The 20,694-nt window shown below is 71.5% G+C and carries 16 protein-coding genes; 4 read left to right on the plus strand and 12 right to left on the minus strand.

Translation table 11 applies throughout. The annotated features are described in order from the left end of the window. Positions 1–106: 106 nt before the first annotated feature. The 3 genes from KBY47_RS00600 to KBY47_RS00610 all read left to right on the plus strand — a co-directional run bounded on the left by KBY47_RS00600 (position 107) and on the right by KBY47_RS00610 (position 4,263). Positions 107–622, plus strand: a complete 516-nt coding sequence (locus KBY47_RS00600; RefSeq protein WP_210918823.1) for a PadR family transcriptional regulator — start codon at positions 107–109, stop codon at positions 620–622. Further along, positions 619–1,374: an ABC transporter ATP-binding protein gene (locus tag KBY47_RS00605; RefSeq protein ID WP_210918824.1), complete on the plus strand. Its 756-nt coding sequence runs from the start codon at positions 619–621 to the stop codon at positions 1,372–1,374. Before KBY47_RS00600 ends, KBY47_RS00605 begins: the two co-directional genes overlap by 4 nt. 606 nt (positions 1,375–1,980) lie before the next feature. Continuing rightward, positions 1,981–4,263: an ABC transporter permease gene (locus KBY47_RS00610; protein WP_210918825.1), complete on the plus strand. Its 2,283-nt coding sequence runs from the start codon at positions 1,981–1,983 to the stop codon at positions 4,261–4,263. 10 nt (positions 4,264–4,273) lie between these two features. Here the strand turns inward: KBY47_RS00610 and pgi are convergent, their stop codons facing one another. The 11 genes from pgi to uvrC all read right to left on the minus strand — a co-directional run bounded on the left by pgi (position 4,274) and on the right by uvrC (position 18,615). Then, positions 4,274–5,929 (minus strand): glucose-6-phosphate isomerase, encoded by a 1,656-nt coding sequence (gene pgi / locus KBY47_RS00615; protein ID WP_210918826.1) that lies wholly within the window; start codon positions 5,927–5,929, stop codon positions 4,274–4,276. Between the two features lie 155 nt (positions 5,930–6,084). Further along, positions 6,085–6,420: an RNA polymerase-binding protein RbpA gene (locus KBY47_RS00620; protein ID WP_119105043.1), complete on the minus strand. Its 336-nt coding sequence runs from the start codon at positions 6,418–6,420 to the stop codon at positions 6,085–6,087. 199 nt (positions 6,421–6,619) lie between these two features. Beyond that, on the minus strand, positions 6,620–6,850 hold the full coding sequence (secG, locus tag KBY47_RS00625) for a preprotein translocase subunit SecG (RefSeq protein ID WP_210918827.1): 231 nt from the start codon (positions 6,848–6,850) through the stop codon (positions 6,620–6,622). Positions 6,851–6,965: 115 nt separating this feature from the next. Next, a complete protein-coding gene (gene tpiA / locus KBY47_RS00630; protein ID WP_210918828.1) occupies positions 6,966–7,742 on the minus strand; it encodes a triose-phosphate isomerase in 777 nt (258 codons plus the stop codon). 6 nt (positions 7,743–7,748) lie between these two features. Next, positions 7,749–8,960: a phosphoglycerate kinase gene (gene pgk / locus KBY47_RS00635; RefSeq protein ID WP_210918829.1), complete on the minus strand. Its 1,212-nt coding sequence runs from the start codon at positions 8,958–8,960 to the stop codon at positions 7,749–7,751. Between the two features lie 134 nt (positions 8,961–9,094). After that, positions 9,095–10,102, minus strand: coding sequence for a type I glyceraldehyde-3-phosphate dehydrogenase (gap, locus tag KBY47_RS00640; protein ID WP_210918830.1), 1,008 nt, complete (start codon positions 10,100–10,102; stop codon positions 9,095–9,097). Between the two features lie 230 nt (positions 10,103–10,332). Next, positions 10,333–13,284: a M14 family metallopeptidase gene (locus KBY47_RS00645; protein WP_210918831.1), complete on the minus strand. Its 2,952-nt coding sequence runs from the start codon at positions 13,282–13,284 to the stop codon at positions 10,333–10,335. A 156-nt stretch (positions 13,285–13,440) separates the two neighbouring features. Next, positions 13,441–14,430 carry a DNA-binding protein WhiA gene (gene whiA, locus KBY47_RS00650; protein ID WP_210918832.1) on the minus strand — a complete coding sequence of 330 codons (990 nt, stop codon included), beginning with the start codon at positions 14,428–14,430 and terminating at the stop codon, positions 13,441–13,443. Next, the gene (gene yvcK, locus KBY47_RS00655) at positions 14,421–15,512 is read right to left on the minus strand and encodes a uridine diphosphate-N-acetylglucosamine-binding protein YvcK (protein WP_210918833.1); all 1,092 of its coding nucleotides are present in this window, start codon (positions 15,510–15,512) and stop codon (positions 14,421–14,423) included. Before yvcK ends, whiA begins: the two co-directional genes overlap by 10 nt. Beyond that, complete coding sequence (rapZ, locus tag KBY47_RS00660; RefSeq protein WP_210918834.1) at positions 15,509–16,525, minus strand: RNase adapter RapZ; 1,017 nt, start codon at positions 16,523–16,525, stop codon at positions 15,509–15,511. Before rapZ ends, yvcK begins: the two co-directional genes overlap by 4 nt. Next, positions 16,522–18,615 carry an excinuclease ABC subunit UvrC gene (uvrC, locus tag KBY47_RS00665; protein WP_210918835.1) on the minus strand — a complete coding sequence of 698 codons (2,094 nt, stop codon included), beginning with the start codon at positions 18,613–18,615 and terminating at the stop codon, positions 16,522–16,524. The genes rapZ and uvrC overlap by 4 nt, the downstream gene beginning before the upstream one ends. A 413-nt stretch (positions 18,616–19,028) precedes the next feature. Between uvrC and KBY47_RS00670 the strand changes: the two genes are divergently transcribed. Then, positions 19,029–19,976 (plus strand): hypothetical protein, encoded by a 948-nt coding sequence (locus KBY47_RS00670; protein ID WP_210918836.1) that lies wholly within the window; start codon positions 19,029–19,031, stop codon positions 19,974–19,976. Positions 19,977–20,035: 59 nt separating this feature from the next. Here the strand turns inward: KBY47_RS00670 and KBY47_RS00675 are convergent, their stop codons facing one another. Further along, positions 20,036–20,461 (minus strand): Rieske (2Fe-2S) protein, encoded by a 426-nt coding sequence (locus KBY47_RS00675; protein ID WP_210918837.1) that lies wholly within the window; start codon positions 20,459–20,461, stop codon positions 20,036–20,038. Positions 20,462–20,694: the final 233 nt, after the last annotated feature.

Below are 20,694 nucleotides of genomic sequence, written 5' to 3' on the forward strand. Positions count from 1 at the left end.
TACCCGCAGCCGGGCGCCTTCGCCCGGGATCAGGGGCATGTATACCGGTTAGGTATGGGCGATACTAGGGCCTGGACCACAATACGAGGACAGGAGGACAGCACGAGTGCGTCTGCCCCTCCTGGCACTCCTCGCGCGCGGCCCGGCCCACGGCTACGAGCTGAAGCAGGACCTTGAGCAACTGCTGGGCTCCGCGTACCCTCAGCCGAACGTCGGCCAGATCTACGTCACCCTCGGTCGCCTGGAGAAGGCGGGCCTGATCGAGGGCGAGGACGTGGAGCAGTCCAGCCGGCCCAACAAGAAGGTCTACCACCTCACCGACGCCGGGCGGGAAGCGCTGGGCGTCTGGTACGAGGAGACCGCGGACGAGCCACGGGTACGGGACGAGTTCTTCATGAAGCTGGCCCTCGCCCCGCAGACCGGTCTCGCCGACCAGATCGCCCTCATCAACAAGCAGCGGCGCCAGTACCTCAACACCATGCGGGACCTGTCGAGACTGGCCGCCGCCGAAGACCGGGACAACCGCATCGCCCAGCTGCTGATCGAGGGCGCCATGCTGCACCTCCAGGCCGACCTCGACTGGCTGGAGCGGTGCCAGGAAGAGCTGGAGGAGCTGGAGTGAGCGAGGATTCCGCTCCCGTGCTGCTGCGCGCCGAGGGCCTGGTCAGGACGTACTACGGCGAGGGTGCGCCCGCGCATGCCGTGCGCGGCGTCGATCTTTCCGTGCGGCGCGGCGAGTTCGTCGCCGTCACCGGTCCGTCCGGGGCGGGCAAGTCGACGCTGCTGCACCTGCTGGGCGGGCTCCAGCGCCCCGACAGCGGCAGCATCCGGCTGGACGACGAGCCCACCGACGGCTGGAGCGAGGCGCGCTGGGCGGTGGAGCGCCGCAAGCGCATCGGCATCGTCTTCCAGTTCTTCAACCTGGTGTCCAACCTGTCGGTCGCCGACAACGTCGAACTGCCCGCCCTGCTCGCCGGGGCCACCCCGAAGCGGGCCCGCGCCGAACGCGAGGAGCTGCTGGCCGAGCTGGGCCTCGCGGGCCGGGAGCGCAGCATGCCCGGTGAGCTGTCCGGCGGCGAACAGCAGCGCGTCGCCCTCGCCCGTGCCCTGGTCAACCACCCGCCCCTGCTGCTCGCCGACGAACCCGCGGGCAGCCTGGACAGCAAGGGCACCCGCGAGGTGATGCGACTGCTGTCCCGCTTCCACCAGCGCGGCCAGACGATCGTCCTGGTCACCCATGACGCCCGCCTCGCGAGCGCCGCCGACCGCGTGATCAGCTTCTACGACGGCCGCATAGCCGACGACGCGGATCTGACCGGCGGCCTCCCGCCCCGCAGGCCGGGCATATCGGGCGTGCTGGAGCTGAAGGACTGACATGGCCCCGCACAACGACCCCACCACCGGCCTTCGAGTGACCTCGCCCCTCACACCGGGAACACCCGCACCAGCCCGACCCCACAAAGCCCTGACACCGGCGACACCTGCGCCAGCCCAACCCCACAAGGCCCCGACACCGGCGACACCCACGCCAGCCCGGGCACGGAGGTTCTCGACACCGGCGACACCTGCGCCAGCCCAACCCCACAAGGCCCCGACACCGGCGACACCCACGCCAGCCCGGCCACGGAGGGTCTCGACACGGGGAACGTCCGCACCAGCCCCGTCCCGCGGGACCTCAGCCCTCGCACCGGCCGCACCCGCGCCGGCCCAGCCCCAGGGCCACCGCCCGGTTCCCCGGCCAGGGAACCCGGCCCGCACTTCCCGCCGTATCCGCCCCCCAGAGGGCCCCGCGCCCGATCGGCCGCGCGCCCACGACCGAGGAGTCCCGCTCCTCGCGCACGGAGTGCCCGCACCAGCCCGGCCACAGGGCCACCGCCCCGCGCCACCGTGCCGCGCGCACGACCAGCGCGGCGTGCCGGAAGGCCCGGCGCGCCCCCGCCCCGGGCGGCGCGCCCGCCCCGGGACGAGGGGCTGAGGCCCGTGCGAGCCACCTTGCGCTGGGCGCACTCCGATCTGCGTACGCACCGCGGGGAAGCGCTGTTCCTGGTGCTGGCCACCGCGGGCATCGTCGTGTCGCTGCTGCTGGCCTCGGCCCTGTTCGGGTACGCGACCAACCCCTGGCAGCGGGTGTTCGCGCAGGCCAACGGCGCACACGTATGGATCCACACCGGCGCGACGGCCGACGCGGGCAGACTGGCGCGGCTGGAGGGCACCGAGGCCGTCGCGGGCCCCTACCCCACCGAGTCCGTCACCGTCACCGCCCGCGGCAGCCGCGCCTTCGTCGAATTGCGCGGCACCCCGGGCCAGCTCCCCGTGGGCCGCCCGCTGGTCACCTCGGGCCGCTGGCTCGACCCGGCCACCCCGAACGGGGTGGTGCTGGAGAGCACCCTGGCCTCGACCCTGCTCGCCGAGCCCGGCGACACGCTGACCCTGCCCGGCACCACCCGCACCCTGACCGTCGTCGGCGTCGCCGACAGCGCCGAGCCGCGCTACCGCCCCGGCGAGGGCCCCGGCCTGGTCTGGGCGCTGCCGTCCGCCGTACGCGCCCCCGACGGCCAGGTGACCGGACTGCGCCTGACCAACCCCGAGGACACCGACTACGCCGTCCAGCGCGCCGTCACCGCCCTGGGCGCCGGAGCGATCGGCGAGGTCTCCACCTGGCAGCAGGCCCGCGCCGACGCACAGGGCGGCAACCGGCTCCTCGGCCAGGTGCTGGGGCTGTTCGGCCTCGGCGCGCTGGTCGCCGCGGGCCTCGCCGTGCACGGCGCGATCGGCACCCGCATCCGCGGCCATCTGCGGGACATCTCGGTGCTGAAGGCGATCGGCTTCACCCCCGGCCAGGTCGTACGGGTCTTCCTGCTCCAGCACCTCGCCTACGCGCTGCTCGGCGCGGTGGCCGCGGCGACGCTCACGCAGGCCCTGGGCAGCCGTACGCCGGGACGGCTGGGGGACGCGGTCGCGGTCTGGCAGGGGCTGCCCGGGCACAGCGTGACCCTGGTGGCGGTGCCCGTCGGCGCCGTGCTGTTCATCGGCGCCACCACGGGCCTCGCCGCCTGGCGTGCGGGCCGGGTGCCGCCGGTGCCGGTGCCGCGGCCCGCCGCGCCGCCCGGCGCCGGGATGTCGCGCTTGGCGCGCCGCGCCCTCGGCGTGCGGGTGCCGCCCGCGCTGGTGCTGGGCTGGCACAAGGCGTTCACGCGCCGCTCCCGCTCACTGGCCGCCGTCGGCCGTCTCACGCTGCCGCTGCTGCTGATCGTGGTGGCGATGAGCGCCTGGACCACCCTCGACCGCTTCCACAGCAGGCCCGAGCAGATCGGTCTGCCCGCCGCGCTCACCGTCCGCCCGGACACCGCCCTCGGCGATGGCGAGGCCCGCGCGCTGCTGGAGCGCGACCCCCAGGTCACGGCCGCCCACCCGGGCGTCGAGGTGGCCGCCCTGGTGCCCGGCCAGACCGGCACCATCGCCCTGCGCGGCCTCGGCACCCGCGAGGCCCCCTACCCGTACGCCGTCGCCGAGGGACGCCCCGCGCGCGGGCCCGACGAGGCCGTGGCCGGGCAGGGGCTGCTCGACCTGCTGGAGGTCAGGGTCGGCGACTGGGTGCGGATGACCGTCGGGGACCAGCCGCAGATCCTGCACATCGTGGGCCGCAGCATCGAGCCGGAGAACGCGGGCCGCGTCATCTCGACGTCCCTGGACACCCTGCGCGCCAACGACCCGCGGCTCACGCCGACGCTCTTCCAGGTCCGTCTCGCCCCCGGCGCCGACCGGCACGAGGTCGCGGACCGGCTGGCGGCGGCCGGACGCGGGCACCTGGACGTGCACGCCGTCACCAACCCCGCCGACGGGCTGTCGCCGCTGCGCGGGGTGGTCGTCGGCCTGATCGCCGTACTCGCGCTGATCGGGCTGATCGAGCTGCTGACCGCGATCGGCGGCACCGTCCGGGAGGGCGAGCGGGACCTGCTCGCCCTGAAGGCCATCGGCCTGTCCCCACGCCAGATCACCGCCGTCACGGTCACCGCCACGGGTTGTACGGCACTGGCGGCGGCCGTCCTCGGTACGGCCCTGGGGGTGCCGCTGGCACGCTGGCTGATCGACCTCCAGGGCCGCTCCAGCGGCGTCGGCGCGGGGATCGCGCAGGTCCCCTCCCCCGCGTTCCTGCTGCTGTTCGGCACGGCCGCCGTGCTGGGCGCGGCGGGACTGGCGGCCCTGCCTGCGGCACGCGCCGCGCGCCGCAGGCTGGCCGACGCCCTGAACTCGGTGGCCTGACCGGGCCGGACTACCGGCGTCCGCGCAGCTCCCGGTACTTGGCGACCAGGGTCCGCGTGGACGCGTCCAGACCCGGCACCTCGGCGCCTCCGGTCAGCGCGGGCTCGACGCGCTTGGCGAGCACCTTGCCCAGCTCCACGCCCCACTGGTCGAAGGAGTCGATGTCCCACACCGCGCCCTGCACGAACACCTTGTGCTCGTAGAGCGCGACGAGCTGCCCGAGGACCGACGGGGTCAGCGTACGGGCGAGGATGGTGGTCGTCGGGTGGTCGCCCAGAAACGTCTTGTGGGCGACCAGCTCCTCCGGCACGCCCTCGGCGCGCACCTCGTCCGGGGTCTTGCCGAAGGCCAGCGCCTGGGTCTGGGCGAAGAAGTTGGCCATCAGCAGGTCGTGCTGCGCCTTCAGCTCGTCGCTCAGCTCGGCGACCGGCTCGGCGAAGCCGATGAAGTCCGCCGGGATCAGCTTCGTGCCCTGGTGGATCAGCTGGTAGTAGGCGTGCTGCCCGTTGGTGCCCGGCGTGCCCCACACCACCGGCCCGGTCTGCCAGTCGACCTCGGTGCCGTCCCGGCCGACGTACTTGCCGTTGGACTCCATGTCGAGCTGCTGGAGGTAGGCCGTGAACTTCGACAGGTAGTGGCTGTACGGCAGCACCGCGTGCGACTGCGCGTCGTGGAAGTTGCCGTACCAGATGCCCAGCAGGCCCAGCAGCAGCGGGACGTTCTCCTCGGCGGGCGCGGTGCGGAAGTGCTCGTCGACGATCCGGAAACCGTCGAGCATCTCCCGGAACGCCGCCGGGCCGATCGCGATCATCAGGGCGAGGCCGATCGCGGAGTCGTAGGAGTAGCGACCGCCGACCCAGTCCCAGAACTCGAACATGTTGGCCGTGTCGATGCCGAACTCGGCGACCTTCTCGGCGTTCGTCGACAGGGCGACGAAGTGCTTGGCGACGGCGGCCTCGTCCCCGCCCAGCGCGTCCAGCAGCCAGCTGCGCGCCGAGGTGGCGTTGGTGACCGTCTCGATGGTGGTGAAGGTCTTGGAGGCGATGACGAACAGCGTCTCGGCCGGGTCCAGGTCGCGGACCGCCTCGTGCAGGTCCGCGCCGTCCACGTTGGAGACGAAACGGACCGTCAGGTCCCGGTCGGTGAAGGCGCGCAACACCTCGTACGCCATCGCCGGGCCCAGGTCGGAGCCGCCGATGCCGACGTTGACGACATTGCGGATGCGCTTGCCGGTGTGGCCGGTCCACGCGCCCGAGCGGACCCGGTCGGCGAAGTCGGCCATCTTGTCGAGGACGGCGTGCACACCGGGGACGACGTTCGCGCCGTCGACCTCGATCACCGCGTCGCGCGGGGCGCGCAGGGCGGTGTGCAGCACGGCCCGGTTCTCGGTGGTGTTGATCTTCTCGCCGCGGAACATGGCGTCCCGCAGCCCGAAGACGTCCGTCGCGGCGGCCAGCTCGCGCAGCAGCCGCAGCGTCTCGTCGGTGACCAGGTGCTTGGAGTAGTCGACGTACAGGTCACCGACCTGGAGCGTGTACCCGCTGCCGCGCCCGGGATCGGCGGCGAACAGCTCGCGCAGTCCCGTCCCGTCGAGTTCCTCGCGGTGTTTGACCAGCGCGGTCCACTCGGGCGTCTGGTTGAGCCGGGTACGGCCGTCTGCGTTCATCTGGGACTTCAGCCTTCTTTCCTGCCTGCGCACACGTGCGTTGCTTGCCCCGCTGCCACCCCCAACCTAATGGAGCCAACAGCACCCCGCCGCACAACAGACAGTCCCAGCCGGGCACTCACGCACCCGGCCGGTGTGAAGACCCGGGGCAGGCCCTAGATTTCGCCCCGCAGTTTGGCGAGCGCCTCGGCGAGGATCGCCTCGCCGTCCGCGTCGCTGCGGCGCTCGCGCACGTACGCCAGATGCGTCTTGTAGGGCTCGGTGCGCGGCGGGTCCGGTGGGTTGTCCCGGTCCTGCCCGGCCGGGAAGCCGCAGCGCGGGCAGTCCCAGGTCTCGGGGACCTGCGCGTCGCTGGCGAAGCTCGGCTGTGTTTCGTGCCCGTTGGAGCACCAGAAGGAGACGCGCAGACGAGGCGCGGACTCGCCGCGCTCGGCCTCGCCCATCGGCCCCGCGCCGACCCGGCTTCCCCGGATCGCGTTGCCACTTGCCACGGTCGTAACTCCCTGCGTGATGGTGCCGCAAAGCGAGTCGGCGTTTCGCTTCGCTGCGAGCGCCTCAGTCTACGTAAGGCCCAACGCGCGTCCAGTGATTGGAGTTACAGGCCCCACACCTAGACGCAAGCCCCATGATAGGCCGCGCTCAGGGGCGCGTACCGAACATGGGGCATTACGTGCGGAATGTACGCGTCGGTCAGTTGTTGATCTTCATCAGCAGACCGAGCACGACGATGCAGGCGAACCAGAGGAGACCGACGACGACGGTGATGCGGTCGAGGTTGCGCTCGGCGACCGAGGAGCCGCCGACGGACGACTGCATACCGCCACCGAACATGTCGGAGAGGCCGCCGCCCTTGCCCTTGTGCATCAGCACCAGCAGCATCATCAGCAGGCTGAAGACGATCAGGGCGATCGTGAACCCCATAACCACGGCTGGACCAACTTCCTCGGATTCGGATGGACGACAGGGGGCGCGGCCGTCGGGCCACGCCCCCGCAAGGGTACGACGGATCCCTGCTAGCGCATACTCACTGGTGGCGTCACTGGTCGCGGAAGCGGACGATCTTGACGAACTCGTCCGCGTCCAGCGAGGCACCGCCTACCAGCGCGCCGTCGATGTCGGCCTGCGCCATGATCTCGGCGACGTTGCCCGACTTCACGGAGCCGCCGTACTGGATGCGCACCTTGTCGGCCACGTCCTGCGAGTACAGCTCGGCGAGCTTGCCGCGGATGGCGGCGCAGACCTCCTGCGCGTCCTCGGCGCCGCAGACCTTGCCGGTGCCGATGGCCCACACGGGCTCGTAGGCGATCACGATGGTCTCGGCCTGCTCGGCCGGGAGGTCCTTCAGACCGCCCTCGACCTGGGCGAGGGTGTGGCTGACGTGGTTGCCCGCGTCACGGACCTCCAGCTCCTCGCCGACGCACATGATCGGGGTCAGCCCGTGCTTGAACGCGGCCTTGACCTTGGCGTTGACGATCTCGTCGGTCTCGGCGTGGTACTGACGGCGCTCGGAGTGGCCGACAGCCACGTACGTGCACTTCAGCTTGGCCAGCATCGGGCCGGAGATCTCTCCGGTGTAGGCGCCGGAGTCCTGGGCCGAGATGTCCTGGGCACCGTACTTGATCTTCAGCTTGTCGCCGTCGACCAGGGTCTGCACGGAGCGCAGGTCGGTGAAGGGCGGCAGGACGGCGACCTCCACGGCCTCGTAGTCCTTGTCGGCCAGGGCGAAGGCGAGCTTCTGGACGTGGGCGATGGCCTCGAGGTGGTTGAGGTTCATCTTCCAGTTGCCCGCCATCAGCGGCGTGCGCGTGCTCATGCTTGGTCAGTCCTCCAGTGCGGCGAGGCCGGGGAGCGTCTTGCCCTCGAGGTATTCGAGGGAGGCGCCGCCGCCGGTCGAGATGTGGCCGAATGCCTTTTCGTCGAAGCCCAGGATGCGCACGGCCGCGGCGGAGTCGCCGCCGCCGACCACGGTGAAGCCCGGTGAGTCGAGGAGGGCCTGGGCGACCGCCTTGGTGCCCTCGGCGTAGTCGGGGTGCTCGAAGACGCCCATGGGGCCGTTCCAGAAGACGGTGGCGGCGTCGGCGAGCTTCGAGGCGTACAGCTTGCGGGTCTCGGGACCGATGTCCAGGCCCTGCTGGTCGGCGGGGACGGCGTCCGCGGCGACGGTGGTGGGGTTGGCGGGCGCCTTGGTCTTCAGGTCCGGGAACTCGGGCGCCACCAGCACGTCCACCGGCAGGACCAGCTCGACGCCGCTCTTCTCGGCGCGCTCCAGGTACTCCTGGACCGCGGGGACCTGGTCCTCCTGGAGGAGGGAGACGCCGACCTCGTAGCCCTTGGCCTTGAGGAAGGTGTACGCCATGCCGCCGCCGATGAGGATGCGGTCGGCCTTGCCGAGCAGCTCGTCGATGACGGCGAGCTTGTCGGAGACCTTGGCGCCGCCGAGGGCGACGACGTAGGGCCGCTTGACGTCCTCGGTGAGCTTCTTCAGGACGCCGACCTCGGTGGCGATGAGGTAGCCCGCGTAGTGCGGCAGCCGGGCCGGGAGGTCGAACACGGAGGCGTGCTTGCGGTGCACCGCGCCGAAGCCGTCGCCGACGTAGACGTCCGCGAGGGCGGCGAGCTGGTCGGCGAAGGCGGCGCGCTCGGCGTCGTCCTTGGACGTCTCGCCGGGGTTGAAACGCAGGTTCTCGATGACCGCGACATCGCCGTCGCCCAGGCCCGCGACCGTGGTCGTGGCGGACTCGCCGACGGTGTCGGAGGCGAACGCCACCGCGCCGCCGAGCAGTTCACCGAGGCGGGAGGCGGCGGGCGCGAGCGAGAAGGCCGGGTCCGGGGCGCCCTTGGGGCGGCCCAGGTGGGAGGCGACGACGACCCGGGCGCCCGCGTCGGCGAGCGCCTTGACGGTGGGCAGCACGGCGCGGATGCGGCCGTCATCGGTGATCATGGTGCCGTCCAGCGGCACGTTCAGGTCGGCACGGACGAAGACCCGCTTGCCCGCGACGCCTTCGGCGAGCAGGGCGTCGATCGTCTTCATAGGGAACTCCTGGACTCCTGAGGAGGGCTGTTGATCGTACGAGGCCGGTGGGGGCGGACGCGAGTCAGGGCTCGGACAGCGCGATCATGCACTGTCCGAGCCCTGCCCTCACATTCGGGTCCCCGCTCGGGGGATCAGAGCTGGTCGCCGACGAAGACCGTCAGGTCGACGAGGCGGTTGGAGTAGCCCCACTCGTTGTCGTACCAGCCGATGATCTTCACGTTCTTGCCCTCCTGGACCATCGTCAGGGAGGAGTCGAAGGTGCAGGACGCCGGGGCGTTGACGATGTCGGAGGAGACGATCGCGTCCTCGGTGTACTCGAGGATGCCCTTCAGCTCGCCCTCGGCGGCCTTCTGGAAGGCGGCGTTGACCTCTTCCTTGGTGACCTCGCGGGACAGCTCCACGACCAGGTCGGTGACCGAGCCGGTCGGGACCGGGACGCGCATGGCCATGCCGTCCAGCTTGCCCTTGAGCTGCGGCAGCACCAGCGCGGTGGCCTTCGCGGCACCGGTGGTGGTCGGGATGATGTTCTCGGCGGCGGCGCGGGCGCGGCGCAGGTCCTTGTGCGGGAAGTCCAGGATGCGCTGGTCGTTGGTGTACGCGTGCACCGTCGTCATCAGGCCCTTGACGATGCCGAAGCTCTCGTCGAGCACCTTCGCCATCGGCGCCACGCAGTTGGTGGTGCAGGAGGCGTTGGAGATGACGTGGTGGTTCGCCGCGTCGTACTGGTCGTGGTTCACGCCCATGACCAGGGTGATGTCCTCGTTCTTCGCCGGGGCGGAGATGATGACCTTCTTGGCGCCGCCGGCGATGTGCTTCTCGGCGTCTTCCTTCTTGGTGAAGATGCCGGTCGACTCGATGACGATGTCGACGCCCAGCTCGCCCCACGGGATGTCGGCGGGGTTGCGCTCGGAGAGCACCTTGATGGTCTTGCCACCGACGGTGATCGTGTCGGCGGTGTGGGAGACCTCCTGCTTGAGGCGGCCCAGGATGGTGTCGTACTTCAGCAGGTGAGCGGTGGTCGCGGTGTCACCCAGGTCGTTGACAGCCACGATCTCGATGTCTGCACCCTGCTCCAGCAGCGCGCGGAAGTAGTTACGACCGATGCGGCCAAAGCCGTTGATGCCTACGCGGATCGTCACGAACCGATCTCCTCGTTGGTACGCCGGCTCCGTTGTCGCCGGCGAGCTGTATGGGATGTCCCCGACCGCCTACGACCCTACCCTCCCGGGGCCTTCTCAGTGACATCGAGTTGGCCCATACACGGCACGGCGGCCCGTACCCGCCAGTAGGGGTACGGACCGCCCGCCGGGAAACCCGGCTCACTCATATCGGCCACGGGGTGTGGCCCGCCGTTGACGTGCCGGTCGGATCAGCTGCCGAGCGCCGCCAGCGCCTTGCCCAGCAGTGCGGTGCGGGCCGCCGGGACCGTCACGTGCTCAAGGCCGAAGCCCAGCAGCACGGTGTCGTCCGTGGCGACCGCGCCGAATGTCCGGAACAGTTCGCCCGTCAGCTCCCAGTCCCGCACCACAGCGGGGCTGCCCGCGGGCGGACCGGCGACGGTCCAGGGGCCGAAGGACGTCTCGAACCCCTCCGTGGCCGCCTCGCCGCCGATGACGACGGCGGTGTTGTCCAGGAGGACGCCGCGGCCACCGGAGCCGGGGTCGGTGACATAGCTGACGGAGAGTTCCACGGTCTTCCCGGCGTACGCCGACAGATCGAAGGACAGCGCCTGCCAGCCCGACGAGACCCCGGTGAGGCTGTTGAAGGAACCGGAGGTGCCGGTGGCCGTGCAGCCGCCGTCACCCAGCGTCAGGTAGCGCTTGAGCGCGGGGTGGGCCTGGATGAAGTACCCGGCCTCGCACTCCTCGGGCACCGCGGTGCCCGTCGCGCCGCCGCTCTCCGGGAGCGTGGTCCAGTCGTCGCCCCCGGCGGTGCGGGCCTCGATCAGGACGTGGTCGTAGCCCTCCTCCGTGTCCCAGAACATCCGCGTGCTCAGCGCCGGGGCGTCGGAGGCGGTCACCGAGGTGAGGTCGACGGTGCGGGTGAGCCGGTTCCAGGCGTAGTCGGAGTGGCGTACGGCCGCCATGGACGCGCCCTCGTAGGGCCCGTACGGGTTGACCGTGCCCGGGTACTGGCCCGCACCCGCGCTGGCGAACTGCGGGAACGTGGAGACCGGCAGGGTGTCGGAGGTGACGCCGAAGGAGCCCGCCGTGTTCAGCGGGTTGCCCGGCGCGTCCCCGAGCGCCCCGGTGACCCCGGCGAGCGCGCCGGTGCCCTCGAAGGAGGTCACGGCCGGCAGCGTCGTACGGGTGTAGGCGCCCAGGTAGTACTGGCTGAAGTCGTTCGACGGGGTGCCGTCGCCGAGGTCGACGCTGCCGCCCGCGCGCTCGCCGGCCTCGATCAGCTTGCCGCCCTCGTTGAGGTAGGCCCGCAGTTCGAGCTGGGTGGCGATGCCCGGGAGGGCGGCGCCGGTGTAGTGCACGACCGCGTCGAAGTGGGCGAGGACGCCGAGCGCGTCGGGCGCGCCCTGGGTGGCGACGTCCCAGACGACCGCCTTGTGCCCGTTGGCCTTCAGCGCGTCGACGTAGGTCCCGGCCTGGGTGGCGGCGGTGCCCTCCTCGGCGACGACGAGGACGTCCGCGCGGGGCCGCTCGGCGACGGTGTAGGTGAAGTGCGCGCTGGAGGTGGGCTTGCCCTTGCGGGTCTCGCCGGTGAACCAGACCTCGACCTCGTCGCCGGGTCCGCCGTGCCGCACCTTGGCGCGGTACTCGTCGAACCAGAGGTTGTCGTCACCGCCGTAGGTCTCGCCGCCCCGCCAGGGCCGCAGCGCCACGGTGTGCACCCGGCCGCCGTCGACCCGGTACTTCAGCTCCTTGTCGCGCACCGACTTGCGCGCGACGACGGAGACCTCCTGGTCGGCGCCGCGGGAGTACGACGTGCCGAACGGGGCCGTGGTGAAGCCGGGCGCGTCGATGCCGACCGAGGACTTCGGCTGGTCGGGGGTGGCGGCGGACTCGGCGACGGAGAGCGCGAAGGGGATGTTCTTCTCGAACTCCTCCTGGATCAGCTTCTCGTCGTCGGGGAAGTTGAAGACCGACTGGCAGTCGGCCGCGTTCCAGGCGTCGTCGGGGTAGAGGTTCGAGACGGTCTGGCAGGTCGACATCTCGGGGGTGAACATCGCCGTGCCGTTGACGTTGGCCGCGTGGCCGTCCGCCTCGCCGTTGGTGGTGTACAGCTCCGAGGACACCTGCGGGCGGTAGCCCGGGATCGCGGAGTTCTCCGGGGTGCCCGCCAGCGACTTGTACAGCACGTCGTCGGGGGTGTCGGTGGCGACCTGCCAGCCGACGCCGTAGAGGAGGAGTTCGGCGGCGGAGTGGTAGTTGATGCCGTACTCGAAGCCGATCCGGCGTTCGAAGGCGTCCAGGGCCTTGGTCTCGGGCTCGGAGTTCGGGCCCGCGCCGCGGTAGGTCTGGCTGGTGGGGTTGGGGGACGAACCCTCGTCGTCGTAGCCCCACTTGTAGGCGAAGTTGCGGTTGAGGTCGACGCCGTCGCCGGTGGTGATGGCGCCGTCGCCGTTGACGTCCCGCAGGTTCTTGCGCCAGAGGCGGTTGTCCTCGTGCTGGAAGGTGTGGTCGTAGCCGTCGGGGTTGGCCGAGAGCACGAACCACAGCTCGGTGGTGTCGACGATCTTCTTGACGCGCTTGTCGGTCCTGTAGCTGTCCAGGTAGTGGTGGAGCAGTCGCCGGGTCATCTCCGGCGTGATCCATTCGCGCGCGTGCTGGTTGGACAGGTACAGCACGGACGGCCGGGCGCCGTCCTTGGTCTTCTTGGCGTTCTTGGTGAGCTTGAGGGCGAGGATGTCCTGGCCGTTGATGGTCTTGCCGATGGAGACCACCTTGGTGAGGGACGGGTTCGCCTGTGCGGTGGCGAGGATCTCCTCCTTGAGGCCGCCCTCGCCGCCGTACGGGCGGAACACGCCCTCGGCGGCGGCCTCGACGCGGCTCTCGGCGCGGGCGGAGAGGGTGTGCTCGGTGAGGTCGACGCCCTTCTTCTCCAGTTGCTTGGCCTGCTGGTCGGTGAGGTAGACCTCGACGGTGGCGGTGCCCTTCGCGGGTACCGTCTCGCTGAGTTCGTGGCCGTCCTGGCCGGCCTCCAGCAGCAGGGGTACCTGCTGCTTGGTGACCTCGGCGCGGAAGACCTTGACTTCGTCGGCGTCCCCGGTGGCCGGGGCGCCGGGCAGTGCCTGGGCGATGGGTGCGATGCCCGCTCCGGTGAACAGGAGCGCGCCGACAGCGAGGATCGATCTCGCTCTGTGTCTCATGAACCCCCCTACCTGTGATTCGCCACGCGGCGAATGGATGCCAGGCTCATGTCAGTCCATGATCGAGTCAAGGGTCCGGCAGCGGTGTCGGCATTCTTGCGCGAACGCCGGTGCCGGAGGCCAAGTGGACTCCGGCACCGGCGGACTGATCATGTGTCAGCCCGCGAGGTTGTCCGCCAGTTCCTCGGAGAGGTTGGCCTCCGTACCGGGGATACCGAGATCGGCGGCGCGCTTGTCGGCCATCGCCAGCAGTCGGCGGATACGGCCCGCCACCGCGTCCTTGGTCAGCGGCGGGTCGGCGAGGGCGCCCAGCTCCTCCAGGGAGGCCTGCTTGTGCTCCATGCGCAGGCGTCCGGCGGCGGCCAGGTGCTCGGGGACGTCGTCGCCGAGGATCTCCAGGGCGCGGGCCACCCGGGCACCGGCGGCGACCGCCGCGCGGGCGGAACGGCGCAGGTTGGCGTCGTCGAAGTTGGCCAGGCGGTTGGCGGTGGCGCGGACCTCGCGGCGCATCCGGCGCTCCTCCCACGCCAGCACCGACTCATGGGCGCCGAGCCGGGTGAGCAGGGCGCCGATCGCGTCGCCGTCCCGGACGACCACGCGGTCCACGCCGCGCACCTCGCGCGCCTTCGCGGCGATGGAGAGTCTGCGGGCGGCGCCGACCAGGGCGAGCGCCGCCTCCGGACCCGGGCAGGTCACCTCCAGGGAGGAGGAACGGCCGGGCTCGGTGAGCGAGCCGTGCGCCAGGAACGCGCCGCGCCACGCCGCCTCGGCGTCGCAGGTGGCGCCGGAGACGACCTGCGGGGGCAGACCGCGGATCGGGCGGCCCCGCCCGTCGACCAGACCGGTCTGCCGGGCCAGCTGATCACCGCCCGCGACGACCCGGACGACATAGCGGGAGCCGCGGCGCAGCCCGCCGGGCGCCATCACGATCAGCTCCGAGCTGTGCCCGAAGATCTCCAGGATGTCCCGCTTGAGGCGGCGGGCCGCCATCGCGGTGTCCAGCTCCGCCTCGATCACGATGCGCCCGCTGACCAGATGGAGGCCGCCGGCGAACCGCAGAATGGCGGAGACCTCCGCCTTCCGACAGCAGGTCCGGGTGACGGGGAGCCGGGCGATCTCATCCTTCACCGCTGCCGTCATCGCCATGGGCCGATCCTTCCATGCATCCGAAAAATACGGTCGTACGCGGCGGCCAGCAGCTCCGGGTCGTGCCGCGGAGTTCCGTCCGTCCGGGCCACCGGAGCCAGCTCGACCGCGGCCCCGAAACGCTTGGCGGCGTCCGTCAGCGAGTCGCGGTCGGGCACGGCGGCCTCGTCGGCCAGCACCACGTCCAGGGCGAGTTTAGGGGCGTGTCGTCCCAAAACCTCCAAATGACGCTGCGGGGAGAAGCCTTCGGTTTCTCCCGGCTGCGGGGCGAGGTTCAGGGAGAGTACCCGGCGCGCCTTGGTCTCCATGAGCGCCCCCACCAGGTCGGGCACGAGCAGATGCGGGATCACCGAGGAGAACCAGGAGCCGGGGCCGAGCACCACCCAGTCGGCGTCCAGCACCGCGGCCACCGCCTCGGGGACCGCGGGCGGGTCGTGGGGCACCAGGTGCACCGACTGCACCTCGCCCGTGGTGAGGGCGACGGTCGCCTGGCCGCGGACGGTGTCGATGTCCTCGGGGCGCTCGGGGTCATGGCCCTTCACCAGGGCCTGGAGCTCCAGCGGCACGGCCGACATGGGCAGCACGCGCCCGTGCGCGCCGAGCAGCTTGCCGACGAGGTCGAGCGCCTGCACGTGGTCGCCGAGCTGCTCCCACAGGGCGACGATCAGCAGGTTGCCGACCGCGTGGCCGTGCATCTCGCCGTGGGACTGGAAGCGGTGCTGGATGACCCGGGACCAGGTCTGGCCCCAGTCGTCGTCGCCGCAGAGCGCGGCCAGCGCCTTGCGCAGATCGCCGGGGGGCAGCACGCCCAGCTCGTCCCGCAGCCGGCCGCTGGAGCCGCCGTCGTCGGCGACGGTGACCACGGCGGTGAGGTCACCGGTGATCCGGCGCAGCGCGGCGAGCGAGGCGGACAGGCCCATGCCGCCGCCGAGGGCGACCACCTTGGGCTGGGCGCCCCGGCGGCGCGGACGGCCGCCCCGTGCCTCGGCGGATCTGGCCCCGCGGCCTTCGGCTGACTTGCCGCCGCGTCCCTCGGGGGTGATCCGGCGCAGCCTGCTCAGCCGCAACGTACGTCCTGTCATTCGCGTCCCATGTCCCGGTGCACGACCACCGTCTCCACGCCCTCGGCCGCCAGACGGGCGGCGAGCTTCTCCGACATGGCGACCGAGCGGTGCTTGCCGCCGGTGCAGCCGACCGCGATGGTCACATAGCGCTTGCCCTCGCGGCGGTAGCCGGTGGCGATCAGCTGGAGCAGCTCGGCGTAGCGGTCGAGGAACTCCTTGGCGCCGGGCTGGTTGAAGACATAGCCCGATACCTCCTCGTTGAGGCCGGTGAAGGGGCGCAGCTCCGGCACCCAGTGCGGGTTGGGCAGGAAGCGGCAGTCGACCACGAGGTCGGCGTCGACCGGGAGGCCGTACTTGTAGCCGAACGACATCACCGTGGCCCGCAGCTCGGGCTCCTCCTCGCCCGCGAACTGGGCGTCCATCTTGGCGCGCAGCTCGTGCACGTTGAGGCTGGAGGTGTCGATCACCAGGTCGGCGTCGCCGCGCAGCTCACGCAGCAGCTCGCGCTCTGCGGCGATCCCGTCGACGATACGGCCGTCGCCCTGGAGGGGGTGCGGGCGGCGCACCGACTCGAAGCGGCGCACCAGGGCGTCGTCGGAGGACTCCAGGAAGACGATGCGCCGGGTGACGTTCTTCGCCTCCAGGTCGGCGAGGGACTCCCGGAGGTTGTCGAAGAAGCGGCGTCCGCGTACGTCGACGACGACCGCGATCCGGGCCACATTGCCCTGGGAGCGGGCGCCCAGCTCCACCATGGTGGGGATCAGCGCGGGCGGGAGGTTGTCCACGACGAACCAGCCGAGGTCCTCCAGGCACTTCGCGGCGGTGGACCGGCCCGCCCCGGACATCCCGGAGATGATCACCAGCTCGGGGATGGCGGCGTCGGGGAGGCCGCCGCCGGTGCCGGTGCCGGTCGCGGGGGGCGCCTGACCCGCCGTCGGTTCCGTCGGCTGGGCCGTCGCTCGGTCTGTGGCTCGGTCTGTCGTTTGTTCCGTCGTCTGTTCCGTCGTCTGTTCGGGCTCGTGCTCGGTCATGTCTCCTGCCCCCGTCGCTCGTCCGGGGATCCCGCGGTCACGGGTTCCCCCGGGGCTCCCGCCGTCGTCTCGGGCGCCCCGTTGTCCCTGTCCTCGTCGTCTTCCATGATCTCTCCAGTCGCCGTGTTCACGGCGGGTACGGCCGGGGCCGACTGGGCGAGGGCCACGGCGATCGTCTCGGCCGTCTTGCGACCGATACCCGGAACCTCACAGATCTGGTCAATTGTCGCGGATCGGAGCTTCTTCACCGAACCGAAGTGCTTGATCAACGCCTGTTTGCGTGTGTCGCCGAGCCCCGGCACGTCGTCCAGCGGGCTCGACCGGAACCGCTTGGCCCGCTTGACGCGCTGGTAGGTGATGGCGAACCGGTGCGCCTCGTCCCGCACGCGTTGCAGCAGGTAGAGACCCTCGCTGCTGCGCGGCAGGATCACCGGGTCCTCCTCGCCGGGCAGCCAGACCTCTTCCAGCCGCTTGGCGAGGCCGCAGACGGCGATGTCGTCGATGCCCAGCTCGTCCAGCGCCCGCTGGGCCGCCGCGACCTGCGGCCTGCCGCCGTCCACGACGACGAGCTGCGGCGGGTAGGCGAAGCGCTTGGGGCGGCCGTCGTCCTCGACGACGCCGGGCGCGGCCGGGACCTCCCCGCTGCCGTTCATGACGTGGGGGTCGCCCTCGGCCCACTCCCCCGTGCGCTCCTTCTCCGCGAGGTAGCGCCGGAAGCGGCGGGTGATCACCTCGTGCATGGACCGTACGTCGTCCTGCCCCCCGAAGCCCTTGATCTGGAAGCGCCGGTACTCGCTCTTGCGCTGGAGCCCGTCCTCGAAGACCACCATGGAGGCCACCACGTCGTCGCCCTGGAGGTGGGAGATGTCGTAGCACTCGATCCGCAGCGGCGCGCTGTCGAGGTCGAGCGCGTCGGCGATCTCCTCCAGCGCGCGCGAGCGGGTGGTCAGGTCGGAGGCGCGCTTGGTCTTGTGCAGCACCAGCGCCTGCTGGGCGTTGCGCTGCACCGTCTCCATCAGCGCCTTCTTGTCGCCGCGCTGCGGGATGCGCAGGGAGACGTTCGACCCGCGGCGGTCGGTGAGCCACTGCTGCACCGGCTCCACCGGCTCGGGCAGCGCCGGGACCAGCACCTCGCGCGGGACGGCGTCGCCGGTCTCCTCGCCGTAGAGCTGCTGGAGGGCGTGCTCGACGAGGGCACCGGTGGTGATCTCCTCCACCTTGTCGGTGACCCAGCCGCGCTGGCCGCGCACGCGTCCGCCGCGGACGTGGAAGATCTGCACGGCCGCCTCCAGCTCGTCCTCGGCGACCGCGACCAGATCGGCGTCGGTCGCGTCGGCGAGCACGACCGCGTTCTTCTCCATGGCCTTCTTCAGGGCCTCTATGTCGTCGCGCAGCCGGGCCGCGCGCTCGTACTCCAGTTCCTCCGCGGCCTCGGCCATCTGCTTCTCCAGGCGGCGCAGATAGGTGCCGGTGCGGCCCGCCATGAAGTCGCAGAACTCCTCGGCCAGGTCCTGGTGGTCCTCGGCGGAGATCCGCTCGACACAGGGCGCGGAGCACTTGCCGATGTAGCCGAGGAGGCAGGGGCGGCCGGTGCGCGCGGCGTTCTTGAAGACCCCGGCCGAGCAGGTGCGCACCGGGAAGACGCGCAGCAGCAGGTCGACGGTGTCGCGGATCGCCCACGCGTGCGCGTACGGCCCGAAGTAGCGCACGCCCTTCTTCTTGTGGCCGCGCATCACCTGGACGCGCGGGAACTCCTCGTTCATCGTCACCGCGAGGTAGGGGTAGCTCTTGTCGTCGCGGTACTTGACGTTGAACCGGGGGTCGAACTCCTTGATCCAGGAGTACTCCAGCTGGAGCGCCTCGACCTCCGTGGACACCACCGTCCACTCCACGGACGCGGCCGTGGTGACCATGGAGCGGGTGCGCGGGTGGAGGCCCGCGAGGTCCTGGAAGTAGTTGGCCAGGCGCTGGCGCAGGCTCTTCGCCTTTCCGACGTAGATCACCCGGCGGTGCTCGTCGCGGAACTTGTAGACCCCGGGGGAGTCCGGGATCTGTCCCGGCCGGGGGCGGTAGCTGGAGGGGTCGGCCATGTCTCACACCCTACTGGCGAGGGGTGACAGTCCGGCGAGCCTGTGGACAACCCCCGCCAAACCTGTGTTACCGAGGGTAAACAGCCTGCCCGGAGGCAGTGAACAGGTCCGTCTCCTCTCGGCCAGCGGTACTCGGCGGTTGGGCGTCAGGTGTTGTCCGGACTTGGTCAACACGCTTCAATGCGGAGGAACTCGGGACCGGAGCGACGGCGTACGGATGTGCGTGCCGCGCGAGGTGCGCTCGCGCGAGCTGCACGGACACGCGAGACACACCGCCGTACGGGACGTACTACGTGTCGTACCACGTGTCGTACGCACGGATGTACGCGAGAGCCCGCCGCACCCGGGGTGGTCCCGAACCTCGCGTGAACGGTCTGACCAGCCGTTGTGAACCAGCAGAGAGAGGCCCCTGCATGCCGCACGCCACACAGCACGCGGACGTCGCCACCGCGGAACTGGACACGGCCCTGCGCGGCGGCCCGTTCCACGTCGCGCTGCGCGCCGCGATCGCCGCCCGCGGACTGCCCCTCCAGCGAGTGCAGCACCATCTGTCGCGCCATGGCGTCAAAGTCGGCGTCACGAGCCTCAGTTACTGGCAGCAGGGCGCCCGCCGCCCCCAGCGCCCCGAGTCGCTGCGGGCCGTGCGGGCCCTGGAGGAGATACTCCAACTGCCGGACGAGTCACTGATACGGCTCCTCGCCGACGGCGACGAACGCCCGGGCGGACGGCAGCCCGCCACCCGCACCTACCGCTCCCTCGTCGCGGCCTCCGGCGTCCTGGAGCGGCTGCTCGCCGACCTCGACTGCTCGCCCGACGCCGGGCTGCACATGCTCGGCCACCACGAGCGGGTCCGCATCGGCGCCCGCCGCGAGCTGCTGGGCCGCGAGTCCCACCACATCGTGCGCGCCCACCGCGACGGCGTCGACCGCTTCGTCGCCGTCCACCACGGCGACCCCGGCTGCGCGCCCGACGAGATGACGGCGCGGGCCCTGGACAACTGCCGCACGGGGCGCGTGCTCCGGGACGACGAGACGGGCGTGCTCGTCGCCGAGCTGCTCTTCGACACCCGGCTGCGGGCCGGGGACACCTTCCTGTTCAGCTACGCCATCGAGGACGGCACCGCCGGGGTCTCGCGGGAGTACGTCCGCGGCTTCGGCCCCGCGGGCGGCCAGTACGCGCTCCAGGTGAGCTTCGACGAGAACGCCCTGCCGGTGCGCTGCCACCGGTTCACCCAGCACTCCGCCGCCGCGCCGCGCAGCGGCCGCCAGGAGCTGACCATGACCGGACGGCACCACTCGGTGCACCTCGTCGAGCCGCGGGTGCGGTCGGGGCTCGTGGGGATCGGCTGGGACTGGGAGTGACCGGCCCTGTCGGGCGCCGTCCGGCGCCCGGCTTCCGGCGCCCGATTTCCGGCGCCCGGTCAGGCCACCGGCCCGGCGATGATCCGGCCGCCCTCGGCCTTGACCGGCAGTTCCTGAAGCGGCTGGGTGGCGGGGGGCACCACCGCCTCCCCGGTCACCACGTCGAACTCACTGCCGTGGCAGGGACAGATCAGCCGCGTCCCCTCCAGCTTGTTGGCGGCGCACTGCGCGTGCGTGCAGATCGTGCTGTACGCCTTCAGCGTGCCGTCCTCGGCCCGGCCCACCACCACGTTGTGCTCGGCGTACAGCTTGGCGCCGCCCTCCGCGACCTCGCCCTCCGTGCCCAGCTCGACCGGCGCGGTCGGCAGCGCCCGCGTCGCCCGGTCGGGCCCCGGGGAACACGCGGCGATCCCGAGCCCCGCCGCGGGCGTGAGCGCCACCCCTCGAAGAACGGTACGACGGCTGGGGGTGGGGCGGGCGGACATGCGGTGCTCCTGTTCGGGTGGGCTGCCTGCCGACGATAGCCGGGAGCACCGGGCGGGAGCGGGGTGGGGTCCGCGCGTGGACGTAAACGTTTGCGCAAGCGTTTACGTCGGGCACCGAATGGGATACGTTCCAGCCGAGCGGTAGGCAGGTGGGCGAGCCCAGCGACTGCGCGCGGACGGGCCGAGCGGTGGGTTGCGGCGAGCCGAGCGGTGGGGCGTGAGCGAGCGGAACC

It is taken from the genome of Streptomyces sp. B93, from assembly GCF_018070565.1.
Lineage (GTDB): Bacteria > Actinomycetota > Actinomycetes > Streptomycetales > Streptomycetaceae > Streptomyces.